This is a genomic window from Pseudobacillus badius (genome assembly GCF_002189605.1).
Classification (GTDB): Bacteria; Bacillota; Bacilli; order Bacillales; family Domibacillaceae; genus Pseudobacillus; species Pseudobacillus badius.
In genome coordinates this window covers 1-14,392 of sequence record NZ_MWMM01000027.1, presented here as the reverse complement: position 1 = coordinate 14,392, position 14,392 = coordinate 1, and the positions used below count along the sequence as shown (strand labels likewise).

At 35.7% G+C, this 14,392-nt stretch carries 17 protein-coding genes; 3 read left to right on the top strand and 14 right to left on the bottom strand.

The genetic code is table 11. From position 1 onward, the window contains the following. Positions 1 to 1,233: 1,233 nt before the first annotated feature. From B1A98_RS19240 to B1A98_RS19220, 5 genes are all read right to left on the bottom strand, one after another. Positions 1,234 to 1,704 carry a hypothetical protein gene (locus B1A98_RS19240; RefSeq protein ID WP_063385285.1) on the bottom strand — a complete coding sequence of 157 codons (471 nt, stop codon included), beginning with the start codon at positions 1,702 to 1,704 and terminating at the stop codon, positions 1,234 to 1,236. A 269-nt stretch (positions 1,705 to 1,973) separates the two neighbouring features. Then, positions 1,974 to 2,459, bottom strand: coding sequence for a GNAT family N-acetyltransferase (locus B1A98_RS19235; RefSeq protein ID WP_063385284.1), 486 nt, complete (start codon positions 2,457 to 2,459; stop codon positions 1,974 to 1,976). A 361-nt stretch (positions 2,460 to 2,820) separates the two neighbouring features. Continuing rightward, a complete protein-coding gene (locus B1A98_RS19230; RefSeq protein ID WP_240492480.1) occupies positions 2,821 to 3,294 on the bottom strand; it encodes a suppressor of fused domain protein in 474 nt (157 codons plus the stop codon). A gap of 450 nt (positions 3,295 to 3,744) precedes the next feature. Continuing rightward, complete coding sequence (locus B1A98_RS19225; protein WP_063385282.1) at positions 3,745 to 3,966, bottom strand: hypothetical protein; 222 nt, start codon at positions 3,964 to 3,966, stop codon at positions 3,745 to 3,747. Then, positions 3,966 to 4,235, bottom strand: a complete 270-nt coding sequence (locus B1A98_RS19220) for a hypothetical protein (protein WP_063385281.1) — start codon at positions 4,233 to 4,235, stop codon at positions 3,966 to 3,968. The genes B1A98_RS19225 and B1A98_RS19220 overlap by 1 nt, the downstream gene beginning before the upstream one ends. Before the next feature lie 162 nt (positions 4,236 to 4,397). On the opposite strand from B1A98_RS19220, the gene B1A98_RS19215 reads away from it, so the two are divergent. After that, a complete protein-coding gene (locus B1A98_RS19215) occupies positions 4,398 to 5,807 on the top strand; it encodes an N-acetylmuramoyl-L-alanine amidase (protein WP_063385280.1) in 1,410 nt (469 codons plus the stop codon). A 59-nt stretch (positions 5,808 to 5,866) separates the two neighbouring features. Here B1A98_RS19215 and B1A98_RS21040 read toward each other — a convergent pair whose 3' ends face one another. The 7 genes from B1A98_RS21040 to B1A98_RS19180 form a co-directional block, all read right to left on the bottom strand. Next, positions 5,867 to 6,007, bottom strand: a complete 141-nt coding sequence (locus B1A98_RS21040) for an IS3 family transposase (RefSeq protein ID WP_367775650.1) — start codon at positions 6,005 to 6,007, stop codon at positions 5,867 to 5,869. Between the two features lie 7 nt (positions 6,008 to 6,014). Next, complete coding sequence (locus B1A98_RS19205) at positions 6,015 to 6,359, bottom strand: hypothetical protein (RefSeq protein ID WP_174674034.1); 345 nt, start codon at positions 6,357 to 6,359, stop codon at positions 6,015 to 6,017. Between the two features lie 113 nt (positions 6,360 to 6,472). Then, positions 6,473 to 7,522 (bottom strand): TolB family protein, encoded by a 1,050-nt coding sequence (locus tag B1A98_RS19200; RefSeq protein ID WP_063385278.1) that lies wholly within the window; start codon positions 7,520 to 7,522, stop codon positions 6,473 to 6,475. Between the two features lie 646 nt (positions 7,523 to 8,168). Next, complete coding sequence (locus B1A98_RS19195; protein ID WP_063385277.1) at positions 8,169 to 8,909, bottom strand: ABC transporter permease; 741 nt, start codon at positions 8,907 to 8,909, stop codon at positions 8,169 to 8,171. Between the two features lie 5 nt (positions 8,910 to 8,914). Beyond that, complete coding sequence (locus B1A98_RS19190; RefSeq protein WP_063385276.1) at positions 8,915 to 9,817, bottom strand: ABC transporter ATP-binding protein; 903 nt, start codon at positions 9,815 to 9,817, stop codon at positions 8,915 to 8,917. 16 nt (positions 9,818 to 9,833) lie between these two features. Beyond that, positions 9,834 to 10,130, bottom strand: coding sequence for a winged helix-turn-helix domain-containing protein (locus B1A98_RS19185; protein ID WP_063385275.1), 297 nt, complete (start codon positions 10,128 to 10,130; stop codon positions 9,834 to 9,836). Continuing rightward, positions 10,123 to 10,716, bottom strand: coding sequence for a hypothetical protein (locus B1A98_RS19180; RefSeq protein WP_063385274.1), 594 nt, complete (start codon positions 10,714 to 10,716; stop codon positions 10,123 to 10,125). Before B1A98_RS19180 ends, B1A98_RS19185 begins: the two co-directional genes overlap by 8 nt. A 297-nt stretch (positions 10,717 to 11,013) precedes the next feature. Between B1A98_RS19180 and B1A98_RS20850 the strand changes: the two genes are divergently transcribed. Next, entirely contained in the window at positions 11,014 to 11,184 is a 171-nt protein-coding gene (locus B1A98_RS20850) for a DUF1611 domain-containing protein (RefSeq protein ID WP_240492478.1), read from the top strand. 254 nt (positions 11,185 to 11,438) lie between these two features. Here B1A98_RS20850 and B1A98_RS20645 read toward each other — a convergent pair whose 3' ends face one another. Next, complete coding sequence (locus B1A98_RS20645; RefSeq protein WP_158286047.1) at positions 11,439 to 11,579, bottom strand: hypothetical protein; 141 nt, start codon at positions 11,577 to 11,579, stop codon at positions 11,439 to 11,441. A gap of 291 nt (positions 11,580 to 11,870) precedes the next feature. Here B1A98_RS20645 and B1A98_RS19175 point away from each other — a divergent pair, with 291 nt between their 5' ends. Then, complete coding sequence (locus tag B1A98_RS19175) at positions 11,871 to 12,482, top strand: S-layer homology domain-containing protein (protein WP_041098517.1); 612 nt, start codon at positions 11,871 to 11,873, stop codon at positions 12,480 to 12,482. A gap of 1,702 nt (positions 12,483 to 14,184) precedes the next feature. Here B1A98_RS19175 and B1A98_RS20695 read toward each other — a convergent pair. Beyond that, a partial coding sequence (locus B1A98_RS20695; RefSeq protein WP_206602714.1) for a hypothetical protein occupies positions 14,185 to 14,392 on the bottom strand: 208 nt, incomplete at its 5' end.

Below are 14,392 nucleotides of genomic sequence, written 5' to 3'. Positions count from 1 at the left end.
GTTTATAGAAGGCTGGTATAACCGAAAGAGAATTCACAGCAGTATTGGCTATCAAACACCTCAAGCCATTGAGGATCAAATTAGAAGAACAGCCTAAGACTTAACTTTTTTGTGTCCAAATTATCGACTCAAATCCAATATATATAACTAAAGCTATAAACAAAGTAATAATAAAATAACGTAAATCAGTTTTCCCACATCCAATACACTGGATCAAGTAATCGTAGATAGCAAATAAAAGAAAAAGTATGGATATTATAAAGAATAGTTTATCAGTACCTTTATTTCCTGGTTTCATAAGCAACCCCTTAATATAAATCTACTTTATTATGATAATTTACTTTATGATAGGTTATTCCACAACATCTCTTTTCTAATTCAATTAACCGGTTTTATTAATTAAAGAATATTCCAAAGAAATCAATGACTTTTCCTACCAATACAACTCATATATATATCCAGGGAGGCTGTTGCTTACAACAGCCTCCTTTTTACTACCTTCCTTTTATCGATGAAATCGGTACTGTAAGGACCCAACCATAATTTCTTCCGTATATAATTACCCCTTTTCCTTTATTTTTTTGCGACAGCTTATTCGCCAGGCGGTTTGCTGTCCATAAAGAAACTAAGCCGGCTGCTGTTATTCTCTTCTTACTTTGTATCCAGTTTGAAATTGTTTTACTAAAAACACTTGCTAAAGCAACTCCGAGGGCCGCATATTCTGTTCGATTAGTTAAAATAGCAAACGAAATGATAGTAATAAAGAGGTAAGAACATGGCAAGTGTCACAAAACGTGAAAAAATTCTTTTCGCCTTATGGTGGAACTTGGTTATGACGGAAAAGGAAAAAGAAATTGCACGATTTTCTATCTAGAGACGGTGCCTGAAAAGATGGTAAACCAAATGAGCTTCCTTGATCAAGATCACTCAAAGAAACAAAAACAGGGCGATCCAATGAATTCCCTATGCCTTCATGGTATATGAACGAACTTAGCGAGTATGCAGATAACTGGATGAAGGAACATGAACTCATTAATGATCAATGGTGTAGCTTTTAAACAAAGTTTAATTGAAATATTGTTATTAACCTCTATACACGAACAAAAGAAAGGAGCATGTTTTGAAAAAAAGATTAATCAAAACATGCTCTTCTTGTGTTAAATCGAATGATTCTTTTATAAAAAAGCTTGATCATTTTTTGTTCCTTCCTCAACACCGTTAGTTAAACAAGCACTACATTAACTCACAGTACATCTCATATCTCCCTAAAAATTCCTGTATTTCTTTTATTATAATTTGCATATCTTCATGTCCATCCACAGCCATTTCATATTCAGCCTCTAATCCATTTATTTTTGAAAATATATCATCTTCAATATTTCGTTGCCAAGCTAATCTGTACATCAAAGTAACCACTTGCTGAATATTTATTTCTCTTGTCTCAATTGATTTGTAAAGAAGACCTAAAATAACTTTCGATGCAATTTCTACGTGATTTCCTTTTGTAAATCCACTTAAAAGAACGATAACATCATCGATTTTTTTATTACTCGATAACGAAACTTCGTAAAATTGATAAGGTGTTTCAGAAGAGTCCAATTGTAAAATCATTAAATCAACCCATTCAACTACTTTAGGAAGCTTAAAATACCCTATCCCCAACCCAAGTTGATATACAGCCGCCTTTTCCGACAGGTTCAACATTTTTCACTCCACCGTTCACAAAATCATTTGTTTTAATTTTAGCATATTGTACTGCAATTAAACTGCCACGTTCGTTCAATAACAAAACTGAAGAGTAGATAATTTCGACTCATCCTTTTATAAACAGTATGACCTTCTTTAAAACGGTACATCTTTTTTATAAACCGTACGTCTTTATTTCAAAGCTACAAATAGAAAGGCGGAAATAGCCAGTACCTATTCCGTAACGGGGTTGGCGAAAGATTTCCTCCATTCTTGTTCAACTAACTTCACACTGTTTTGATGGAATAAATGACTTGTTCCGACCCAAACCTGGTAAGCGTTCGCTCAAATTTCATACCAACTCGTTCTAAGAGTCTGCAAGATGCCTTATTTGCAGTTTGAGTTTCAGCAATTACTTTTGATAGTTTTAATTCGTTTAAGGCATAGTTAATTAACCCTTGAACAACTTCTGTCGCGTAACCTTTTCCCCACCATTTCGGTAAAAATTGATATGAAAGTTCAAGGTAAACTTCTTCATGGTGAGGGTCAAGAGACACTAACCCAATGAAATTATCTGTATGCTTTTCTCTAACCACCCAATAATAAGAGTCCTTGCCTGAATTAAGCATATCTGCAAATACTTCTTTAATCGAGTCGCCTGAACGTATTCCACCAAGAAATTTTCTAACTTCATCATTTCCATATAAATTTTCCACATCAATATAATCAGATTTTTTTATAGTATTAATTAAACACCTTTCTGTCTCAAGCAACTAAACTTCCCTCCTCAACACACCAATCTGAAATTGATTTTTAGTCCGTTGAACGATGACTACACAATGAATTTTGACAGTCGTAAGCTGGCACATGTTTCCATCATTTCAAATACGAATAATGGGAAGAGAAACTCCTTAAACCAATTATTTGCTGTTATCAACCGATTAGTACAAACCAAACTTTTTGGCTGCTCTTCTTCCCACTCGTCACGGGATCGGAAAGGAGGAGAGCCAAAACAAACAAGCGAGATAAAAGGTACTAGAATGATTGAATATATGAAAAAGGATATATTCGAACAACAAATAAGGTAGCCAATTAGGCTGCCTTAAAGTGTAACAAATGATCTCTTCATTAAATTTAAACCATACTGTTTCTTTCAAAATCAGTGAGATCAGGATCTTTAGCTTCTAATAAGTCTTCAAAGTCCTCCCAGTCATTATCATCGATAAACAAAGCCTCTTTCATAGTAATAGGTATTAACCAAGACATAATAATACTCATATTGTTATCCCCATGATACATATGAAAGCTTTCTTCAAAATAAACAGGAACAGTTACATACAAGGCTTCTAAGTCCGTATCGGTAAATAATTTTCCAGCCGGCCCGATAACTTCGCCTCTTAAAAGAATCTCCCTTTTTCTCAACATCTCTCTGCCTACTTGAATCATTATACCAGGGATATTTTGATCACCAAACTCAGTTGGAGCTACAAATACAAGCTCTTGATACATTTCCTTTCCTTCTATTGGATAAATTAGAGGTTCGTGACTTAAACCTAAGGTTGTATACGTACTTGTTCCTGGAAAAGGTCCCCCTGCAAACTTAACAATTTGAAAAGGTATTTTTTCCCCTTTCTCATCATGATTCTAACCATACTGAATTTCACCTAAATGGTCCTCTAAAAATTCTATGAAATTACTCATTTTAGTCCTTACTTCCTTTCCTTTTATTGCAAAGTGAACATTGCAAACCCGTCCCTCTCTGATAGTCTTCAATTATATCTTTTCTTTTAACAGTTGAGGGGGATTTTCTCCTGCTTCTGGCTAATAGCACTAACCGATTAAGCAGTAGAAGCCCGTCTCATCGTCATAGCGATAACCTTTATAACGAATCGGATTTTCTGCAGCCACTGGAGGTTTTAGTTTTTTGATGGTCTAGTATTGACATCCATCTCTTCTTCGAGTGGCTACTAAGCCTTTTCCAGCCTTCTTAAGTGCCTTACATATCGTGCAATCCACCTTAAGAAAAGAGCTGCCTTTGAGGCGACCCTTGTCTGGGTATTAAATTCCATTCAGATTAATAAAACCTCCGAATACTAAAGCATATAAAATCAAAGCGATTCCAAGAAGCAATAAGCCTACGCCGCCAAATAAATCTAAGATAAATGTAATTAAAACATCAAGCTTCTCTTTCCATCCCTTTTCTTCTCTCAACTCTCCATATAAAAGATAAAGTGAAAAAAGTGTGATCAATAACCCCAGAAAAAGTAAACATACATACATCAGTAACCTCTCCAAGTCTCGCTGCCTTTTTTCTTTTGCGTGAGTTTGGCAGTTTGTTTAATAATTGCATGATAATATTTGATAATATTTTTATAGTATCTTACCTCTTTTTTTGTGAGAACACCACGTTTTATAGCCTTATTTAGAACTCCTCTAAATTTCTCTATATCGCTGATCCCGCCCCATGAAAGGCAAAACGCTTGGAATAGAAATCCACATCCCTCGTTTATGAGCAAAATAAAAAGACTGCAGGCAAGCTCAATTATCATCGAATTTGTCTACTTCTAATTATTTCGGAAAAATAACAGAAGAGAATTTATAAAAATAGCATTCTCTTGTCGAATGATGAAATAATTAATCAAAGAGAGTCTTTTTAATATAGAAATATATGGTAGAATGGTGTGGTAGAATTTTATAAAGGAGACAAATTTATGAAAAGAAGTACCCTGTTTATTTTTTTAGCTTTTCTGTTGATGATTCCTCTCTTTGGACCTGTCCCAACTGCTCAGGCAGCTGGTTTTGTAGATGTACCTTCCCGTGCATTAAAGGAAGTAAATTATTTGGCAGAAGGAGGCATTGCTAATGGCTCCTCTGCAACTACTTTTGCTTCGGAAAAAACAGTAACACGAGCAGAGGCAGCCGCATTTATTGGACGTGCTCTTCAATTGAATGGTACTAAGCGTGTAACTAATTTTAAAGATGTAGCATCAGGCAACTTTGCTTCTGGATATATCCAATCTGCCGTTGAAAAAGGAATCTTATCTGGCTATTCCGGGGGGAGGTTTCTTCCATACAATAAAGTGACACGCGGCGAAATGGCTGTGATGTTGTCGAAAGCCTTTGGATATGAATTTGGCGGAAACCTCTCAGGTGCGGCAAAGGCATTAATGACACGCGGCATTGCAAAAGGTCTTGAGGACGGCACGTTTGGAGCAGACCAGCCTATCATTCGTGCAGACTTTTCTGTTTTCCTTGCTCGTGCGATTAATCCAGACTTCCGAACAAAAGACACAGCAAGCTTTGACAAAACACTTTGGGTGGATGTCGATGATTTAAATGTACGTACAGGGCCCTCTGCTAAATATGCAAAGAATGGTTCCCTAAAGGAAGGTACAAAAATACTTGCGGGACATGAGGTAGGCGGCTGGATTTATATCAAATCCGACAATCTAATTGGATTTGCTCACAAAAGCTACCTTCGTGATGCTGAGACAGGAAGCAGTAACAGAGACGATGTAGATCCCCGCCTTGCGAACCAAACCATCATTTTGGATCCAGGCCACGGAGGCAATGACCCCGGAGCAATCGGTTTTGGCCTAAAAGAAAAAGACGTGGTACTAGATACAGGATTAAAAGTAAATGAATTATTTAAAGAAACTCCCTTCAAGGTCTATATGACGCGTACTACTGATACGTATCCGACTTTATCGCAACGGACAAGCTTTGCCAAAAGTAAAAGAGGCAACATTTTTGTAAGCATTCATGCGAATGCTTCTAATGGCAGTGGGAACGGGACCGAGACGCTTTATTACAGTGCTGCCAAAAGCCCTTACTCCGCTGATAGCAAGCTGCTGGCAACAAAAATTCAACAGCGTATGGTGGCCGCTTTAAATCTGAAGGACAGAGGTATAAAGAATAGAAATAACCTACACGTCCTTACACGTAATAGCATGCCGGCTGTTCTTGCTGAGCTGGCGTTCATTGATCACAAAAAAGAAAATGATATGCTTAAATCGGACTATTGGCGTACAGCTGCTGCCAAAGCCATTTATCTTGGGGTTTTAGATTACTATCAAGCAAAAGGCTATAAGGTTGATGCGCTTTATGAAACAGTAAAATAAGAAGTGGATTATTAAGTATTTTACTCAAACATAATTCAAAAAAGGGGTTCGGAATTTTCTCATTCTGAACCCCTTAAAGTTACAGTTTTATTTATGCTAACCAGTTTTTGTTTCATCCGTTCGTTGTTATAGTAAGGAATACAAGCTTCCACTTTCTGCTTCAATTCCTCATAAGACCTGAATACTTCCCCATAATACATTTCTTGTTTAAGAATGCCAAGGAAGTTTTCCATTGCTGCATTGTCTGCAAGTATTGCTTTTCGAGACATACTTTTTTATTACATCTTCCTCAAGAAACCATCTGGTTATTGAAAAATCTAATAAAGGCTCTAAATCATTTCGGACATCCCGCAATGTTGGTGCTTTATCTTCTTTAGTTACAATTACATCTTCTTCATAAAAACCATCGTGCAATAAAAATTTATTAGGGGAATGGACAACCGATGAGATGACATTGATTACATAGTTTATAAGGCTGTTAGGTTCATCTGATGCTTCTATAACATTCATCTTGTTTCTTTTACAGGCTTCACACAAATCAATTATCGCCAATAAAACCACTCGCTTTTAAATCATAAGACTGAACCAGGAAAATACCTTAACTACACATAGTGCTAAAGCTATTCAAACCTGACTCTTAGAAAGCCGCTAATCAAATCCTGATTCTATTTATCACCTGGAAGCCCTGGAAGTGGAATTTCGGTAACTTCTGTTCCATCCACGTTCATCTGATAGAGATGGTAGTCGCTGCTTTTTTGACCAAAACTCTTATCGACCATAAAGTAAATTTTGTTGTCAGGACCGATCACAGGCCTTTCGGTATATTCTTTTAAATTAGTTAGTTGCTTTTCCTCTTTTGTCTCTGCATTGTATTTGTATAATTCATATTGAAAGGTATCCCCTGATTCCGGATTACTAACCGATTGAAAGATGAATTCCTTTTTATTCGGAACGACTGTAAAGTCATAGATATCATTTTTTCGTTCAGGATTACTGACAACTTTGAAGTTGGCCGGTTGGTCTAGAAGGAATTGAAAAATCTTCTGGCTGGATTCAAAGCTGTCTTCAGCCGTTTTGACATTTTCATCATCTGGCATTTGTACAAATACTGACTTCCCGTCTTGGGCAACTTTAAGGGAATCCATTGAGTATTTCTTAAGGCTTGTATGTTTAATTTGTTTCTTATCCGCCAATCTGTACTCATGCAAATCAAAATCATGCGGACGTTTACTTGCAATCGGTGAATAGTTCTTGAATACTCCAGCTTGCAAATAAAACAAGGATTTCCCTTTCGGTGAACATTCAATGTCAGTAATAGCCGATTGCACAGAAAACAGCTCTTTGTCTTCCTTTGTTTCAAGATTATATTGATGAACGGTACTTGCTAACTCTTCATCCGAATCTTTATTTGCAGCTATATAGAACAATGTGGACCCGTCATTCGAAAAACTAGGGTCTAAAATGAATTGATCGTGTTTTAATTCTAAAGCCTTCATTTTTAGTGACTGTTCAGGGTTGTACAAGTGAATTTCTGGTTTACCCTTTACATAATTGACATAAGCGATTGTTCCTTGTTTAGAAACATCAAAGTCACTTGACCATCCATTTTGTTTTTCATTTTCTTCTTTGTCAAACAACGAGCCGATGACGATAAGGGCAAGTGTGATAATGAGAACGATAGCAACAAAAATCCAAAGCCATTTTCTTCTCTTCATAGTAAACCTCCTTAGTCTATTAAAACGGGAAAAAGGTATAAATGAGAATTAAAACATTAATAAAATAGAAATTGCATCTGCAAAAAGTATAATAACATCCACAATATAAAAGGAATCGTTATGAGCAGCAAGAATGGAGGATACCCGCCAAACAACCACATCCCCATCTATAGATAAAATAATAGGACATTAGTCACCACGACACTTAAAATGAGATTAATCAGTTCACCAAAGTTACTTCCTGAAATTATTGGAAGCTTATAATGTTCCAATGCATACTGAATAAAATCATCAGAGGAACACCCTATGTCTTTAATATGTATCCATAAAAAGAATCGACTCTCAGGATATGCCGCGTTCATTCCAAAGAGCCTTAATTGCTATATTCATGTTTTTTATTACATTCTATTTGGTATTGCTCAAATAATCCTTTTTACAATTTAATGCGCCGATGGCTGCTTTTTGAGAAACTAAAAGAATGAAAAAGGTTTCCTCCTAATGCGGACGACATTTTTTGCTTTCATTAAAGATAAAAGATTCGATTTAATTTTTCTAACATAACTTTAACCATCCTTTAAATTTATTGAGGCTGCGAGTGTAATCACTTCATCACAGCCTCTTGAATTTGAACCTTCAAACGATATTTTTAGCTTCTCGCCATCTTAATATAACCTCTGTAGCCAACCAAAGAAAGCGCAAATCCTAAGACTGAGTAGCCAATCAAAACAAGTGCAACGGTCCCTAAACCTTCCCCGTCCGGCAGAGTTGAAACAAATTGTACTAACCCTTGATGAGCCCAGTATTGCGGCAAAATGACCCCAATCGTTTGAAGGTAACCAGGAAGCTGCTCAAAAGGAGTCCATAAACCACATGTGACAGCTGTCACCAGAGCGATAATGTTCGTCATGACTAGTCCTGTATTTTCTGTTTTAGCATATAGAGCGATTGCCACTCCCCAGGAGGTAAGCCAAATAGAAATTAACAAAGTGACTATCAGATAAGAAGCATAATCAGTAATTTGAATATCATAGAGATAGACTCCGATGGCTGTCAGGAAAAGTATTTGTAATGCAATGATGATAAAAAAAGGAATACATTTGCCAAGAAAAAAGCTATAAGTCTTTAGCGGGGTACTGGCTAGTCTAGCGACCATCCCTTTCTCTCGGTCTTTCACAAAGCTTATCACAATTGAAATAATAACAAAGGTAGAAAAGAATACACTCATTCCTGTGATCGATTGTGAAGCTACAAGTGTTTTTTGAGTACTGTTTTTTGAAAATAACTCAATCAGTATAACAATCGTAACGATCGGCAGCAGCAGAGTCCAAAAGAGTAAAGATTTATCTTTTATTTGCTTTTTTGCTTCTATTTTAGTCAACGGCCACATATTCGTCACTTCCCTTTTTCGTTTTGATCTCGCAAATCAGTACCAGTCAGTTGAAAAAATAAATCCTCTAACCGCGGCTTAAAGAGTGATAGTTGTTCTGGTATAAACTCATGGTCTCTGCTTAAGTTAACAAGTTCCGTAAACGTTTTTAACGGATCATTGGTTTGGATAATAACACCTGTTTTATATGGAGCGAACGTAAAATTTTCTTTAGACAATAATTTTGCTGAATCCTCTGCTTCAAAATACACTGCAGGATTCGCATAACGATTTAAAAGTTCTTTGATTTCTCCTTTCTCAACAATATTGCCTTTATCGATAAACGCAACGTAATCGCACAAATTTTCAATCTCTTCCATGTAATGACTTACATAGATCATCGTTTTTTCTTGCTGTTTTAACTGGTTAACAATATTAAAAATATAGCGTCGAGACTGCGGATCAACGCCTACGGTTGGTTCGTCTAAGATAATTAATTCCGGATCATGCATCAGTGCACAGCCAATATTCAATCGACGCTTCATCCCCCCTGAAAAGCTTTCCACTATATCATCGGCTCTATCTAACAAACCAATGTCTTTCAATATTCGTTCTGCTTTTTTCTTTAAAGGGCTTCCTTTTAATCCATGAATTTGACCAAAAAACTCCAAGTTTGTTCTAGCAGTCAATGTTTCCTCTAAACTGATGTCTTGAGGAACATAGCCTAACGTTCCTTTCGAACCACCAATGTATTTGATTTTGCCTTCATAGGATCTAATAATTCTCGAAATAATTTTTATCAGGGTAGATTTCCCAGAACCATTAGGACCGATTAACCCGTAACACGTCCCCTTGGGAATAGTAAGCAATACATTGTTCAACGCTTTGTTTGTTCCGTAGGATTTGCTTACTTTCTCAACCTGCAACACACCGCATCTTCCTTTCTTAACCGTTGTTTTTTAAGATCGCTTCAATCGTTTTAATATAGTTTTTATAAGCTTGAACGCCAAGATCAGTAACCTGTATAATCGTTTTTGGTTTTTTTGCTACAAATGTTTTAGTGACTTGAATGTATTCTGCTTCCTCTAACTTCTTTAAATGAGAGCCTAGGTTCCCATCAGTAATCCCCAATGACTTCTTCAATAACGAGAAGTCACAACTTTCGTATGTCATGAGCAAACTCATAATTCCTAAACGAACCTTTGCATGAATTAAATCATCTAACTCGTTGACATTACTCATTTCCATGCCCTTTTCGTTTCAAAATCAGCCCAGTCAGCACCAAGCTTCCGCCGCCAATTACGGCAAAAATAATATTCATGACATTAGGGAAAAATAAGAAGGCAATCATTCCAAGAACACTAAGCCAAACACCCATGAAGAAAATTTCTTTCGTTAATACAATACCTAGCAAAATGTACATAATTGAAACAACTAAAACAATGTAAAACAATATGTTTTCAAACGTATATGGCAAGAGATTAGAATAGATAAGGAAAAGAAAAACTCCCAAGATGATAAACAACCCTATCCAGGCATACCTTAACTGGGCTCTCAAAAATAATGGCAGCGGGTCTGTTTTACCTTGCTTCATATATATTGTTAATGTAATAGCCCATCCAATAATCCCTAAAGTAAACCAAGAAACGCCAATCAAAAAAGCACTCAAATCAAACGACGGCATAGGGTAAGCAATCATCCAAATAATCCCCCATACAATGAAATAAATGCTGGTTTGATTACAATACTCGGTTTGGTAATTCGTAACGGTTTTAATGTGAGAAAGATTTTCTAGAATTTCTGACCTGGTATAATTCTGATCTGACATTTTTTATCTCCTTTTCAACAAAGTACTCTGCAAAACAAAGTTTATATTATGTATTATATCTTTGTAAAGTGATATTTTCCACATTATTTCAATTTTATACAAAATAAGGTGTTAGTTCCTATTGGTACCAGTGGCACTAGAATTTCTTTCTTCTAAAACAAAGTTGATACGGGCGCCTGGCAATTATGAGGTAATTGCCGTCATTGATAGCAGCAAACTTGGAAGAGATAGATGTGGGAATATGCCTAGATAATCTAGTTTAATGGATTTCCGCTATGCAAAAACTGAGAGAAAGCAATGTTTTGTTCTGAACAAAAGCCTGATGATTTCATTCTTGGCATCACACCCGCTGATGCCTCCTTAAAATTGACTGAAAGAGAAGTTACTACCCAAGCGATGAAATTCGGTATGGATATTATTAACACTCTTCAAGAATTTCTAACCGATGACAAGGCCAGGAATGTATAGCCTGGTGATTGAAAATATTTTATACAAGCGAAATATCTTCTTCACTTCCTGCCCACCATTTTTTAATACAGCTCATTTCCCGCAATCTGGTCAGTTGATTGTGCGTAAGAAAAGCCTTGCCGAATCATGAAGATTGACTGTGAAAGAATATCTATTGTATTTGTAGTATGCAGCGCAGTCACAATTGAATGCCCTGCCTGTTTTGGCAGTATCGAGTATTTCTGCTGCTTCCTGTCCCCGTGTTTCCGATACAATCATCTATTTTGGAAAGTTCCGCAGCCCGGCTTTTTCAAGGTCATAAATGGCGGTTTTATTATCGTGGTCATCAGATAAAAGAGTCTGCCTTTACCTTCTAAGTCATCTATTGTTAAAACTCCCTTTTTTAAGTTATTCATACGTTTCTTCCTGATTTCCCCTATTTCAAAGTCTGTTGATGGTTTTCTTTTTGAATAGCACTACTACTCTCTTTGTCATTAATTAGGGTGCTTTCGTTTCAGCTTATACAATTAAAAGGAGCAACAGTTAGAAATAGAGTCGATAGTATAAGTTTTTCCTTGTCCTCCCCTTATATTAAATAAAATGTATTACCCAGAAAAAATTTAACAAATATTAGAACATCCACCAATTTTTTTGCAAAAAGAGTAAAATAACAAATGTAGCAATAATTGTGATGAAGGAGGAAAAAAATGAAAAAAATAATCGTGTTATTTACAACATTGCTGTTATTAGTTTTGTCTTTCGGAGAGGAATCAAAAGCATCTTCTTTTCATGATGTAGACAAGGAGTATCAGTTCTACCGTGATGTACAATTTTGGGCTAGTAAAGGGGTGATTAAGGGGTACTCAGATAACACATTCCGTCCTCTCAATACAGTAAGCAGGGGAGAAGCAGCTATTATTCTTAGTCGTGCATTAGAATTGCCGCTTAAAGGAAGGTCTCAATTTAAAGATATTGCTTCACCTGAAACCGACCGATATGTAGAAGCAGGTCGCAAAGCAGGATTCATTAGTGGCTATACACCTGAACTTTTTCGCCCAAATGAAAAAGTCACTCGTGCTCAAATGGCCATATATCTTTATAAGGCTTTAAAACTTAACCCAGCAGCCCATAAAGATCTTAAGTTTCTAGATGTTGGTTCGCGCATGACCGCGTACAAGGAAATTAGGGCAGTAGCTTCACGTAAAATTATTGTGGGTTTTCCAGATGGAACCTTTAAGCCAAATGGTGAAGTCACCCGTGGAGAATTTGCTGCTTTTCTTACAAACTCTTTTTACCCATACGTACAACAAGAGAAATAAATGCTCAAAGATTATTTGTGATACGTATCGGAAAGTTGCACTTGTTTTATTAATTTGGACTTATGATAAACTTCTCTCTCTCCTGTCCTTTTCAACAACAAAAAGTCCATCGGGAAAATTGTTCAAAACAGCTAAAAAGTTGCTGTTGATCAACTCACCCGATGGGCTTATGATTTGTTTCGAATTTGAAAAATAAAAGAACGAAATAGGAGGACTTTATTAAATCCTCCTATCAAACAAATTACCAATAGGCATAGTTCAATTTGAATTAGTTTTATGGACCCTTCTTCTGCATAGGAAGTAAATACAAACAATTAATATTGTAAGACTGTTGGCTAACAATAAAATAGCCAAAAAAGCAGAAGTAAAAGCTCCACCCTGACCATACATGGATGCAGCAATACTAAGCCCAACCATCAGATATAAAAATGGTACCGCCAGGAGGATTAAGATAAAAGGAAATAATCCTTTTTCCTTTTTTTGAATCCATGAGTAATAATACCAGCTTCCGATACATAAGAATATCGCTATTAAATAAAGCAGCATTCTCTCCCCTTAACATTCAGACTTTAATTGAGACAATACTTTTCTAATTTGTACCATAATTATTCCAGATTGCCTGGTATTGATCAGCCTAATTTTTACATAATATTCCTTATCAATGCATTTTCATTAGAGCATTCTTGAAGTTCTTCTTGATGTCATATATATTTCTAAATGATAGATGGTTTATTGTATAGGGAAAATCCTATAGATGAAGCATATCCATGATGCCTTTCCTAAACATAGAAAGATAAAACCTTTCTTCGAGAGCTTGATTTCCACTTTTTTTATCACCAGAGCGATTAGATACTGATTTCCGTTCTACTAACTGTTTCGTGCCGCCTTAGTTATAATGATTTGCATACGTAGAAACAGATTGGCGATCGATATTCAGACGAACATCCATTATTCATTTTAAAGAAGAGACCTCCTTCCTTGTGAGCCTGTATTCATTTATCTTTTAACTCAGCTACGGTCCAGTTGTGTCTATTCGTCACCATAGATCATATTTCAACGCTCTTTCGCTAGAATCTACTTTCATGATAGAAAGGATTGTTTGGATTTCATACATATTGATATGCTTAACAGGGTTTAATATAGAGATTATTAAGCAATTAGTAATCTAATTGTCTTTTGGCTAATTAAACCTACAAATATATTTAAGATTGATAAACTAATTACACTCATTATGTTAATAGGTTCATTAAATTCGAATAAAAATATATGATACATATATGGGCTCTTACCAAACGAAGCTAATTCCATTGAAATATAAGTGATAGGGCTATTGATATATCCTTCACCAAAACAAAATTAGCAAGGATACATTGGAGTTAATGGTAATCCACTCTGATCGTAACTGTATTCTGCTGTTATTGTACCGTTGCTATCTGTTTCAAATAAAACATTAATCCCTTGATTGTAGAAGAAACCCAACTAATCTTCTCATGTGAAGGTAGCTGGTTTTTAAAGTGATATGTGCAAAATAAATCCTAAAGTGACAATAATGAATAATGGCTTCAGTATTCGTAAATAGGATTTTCATCCGTTTCGACTTATCTTAAGTCCAAAATCAATTTCTTCGAAAAAATAAAAAATGTCAAATTCCCACTACACCAAAGCAACGGAAATTTGACACTAGTAACTTTATAAATGAATATTATTTTTTGCTTGTATGTCCCTTTTCAAAAGGGTAAAAAATTAAGAACGTTCCTCCAATAATTAATGGAATACCTACTACCAAATAGTAGACATTCTTGGATACGTTAAAAACTGACTTTCCGCATGTCAAAAAAATACAATTTTGATTTTTTGTTTTTTGAAAAACAGGTATCAAAGACAAGCGATTTTTATGTGATTTTTTCCAA

Bases quoted from the DNA above. Each gene is read 5' to 3' on its own strand.
- B1A98_RS21040 (WP_367775650.1), bottom strand. From the start codon at position 6,007: ATGTATTATGGGGAAGTATTCAGGTCTTATGAGGAATTGAAGCAGAAA.
- B1A98_RS19185 (WP_063385275.1), bottom strand. From the start codon at position 10,130: ATGAGTAATGTCAACGAGTTAGATGATTTAATTCATGCAAAGGTTCGT.
- B1A98_RS19240 (WP_063385285.1), bottom strand. From the start codon at position 1,704: ATGTTGAACCTGTCGGAAAAGGCGGCTGTATATCAACTTGGGTTGGGG.
- B1A98_RS19200 (WP_063385278.1), bottom strand. From the start codon at position 7,522: ATGAAGAGAAGAAAATGGCTTTGGATTTTTGTTGCTATCGTTCTCATT.
- B1A98_RS19215 (WP_063385280.1), top strand. From the start codon at position 4,398: ATGAAAAGAAGTACCCTGTTTATTTTTTTAGCTTTTCTGTTGATGATT.
- B1A98_RS19220 (WP_063385281.1), bottom strand. From the start codon at position 4,235: ATGATAATTGAGCTTGCCTGCAGTCTTTTTATTTTGCTCATAAACGAG.
- B1A98_RS19195 (WP_063385277.1), bottom strand. From the start codon at position 8,909: ATGTGGCCGTTGACTAAAATAGAAGCAAAAAAGCAAATAAAAGATAAA.
- B1A98_RS19180 (WP_063385274.1), bottom strand. From the start codon at position 10,716: ATGTCAGATCAGAATTATACCAGGTCAGAAATTCTAGAAAATCTTTCT.
- B1A98_RS19225 (WP_063385282.1), bottom strand. From the start codon at position 3,966: ATGTATGTATGTTTACTTTTTCTGGGGTTATTGATCACACTTTTTTCA.
- B1A98_RS20850 (WP_240492478.1), top strand. From the start codon at position 11,014: ATGTTTTGTTCTGAACAAAAGCCTGATGATTTCATTCTTGGCATCACA.
- B1A98_RS19175 (WP_041098517.1), top strand. From the start codon at position 11,871: ATGAAAAAAATAATCGTGTTATTTACAACATTGCTGTTATTAGTTTTG.
- B1A98_RS20645 (WP_158286047.1), bottom strand. From the start codon at position 11,579: ATGAATAACTTAAAAAAGGGAGTTTTAACAATAGATGACTTAGAAGGT.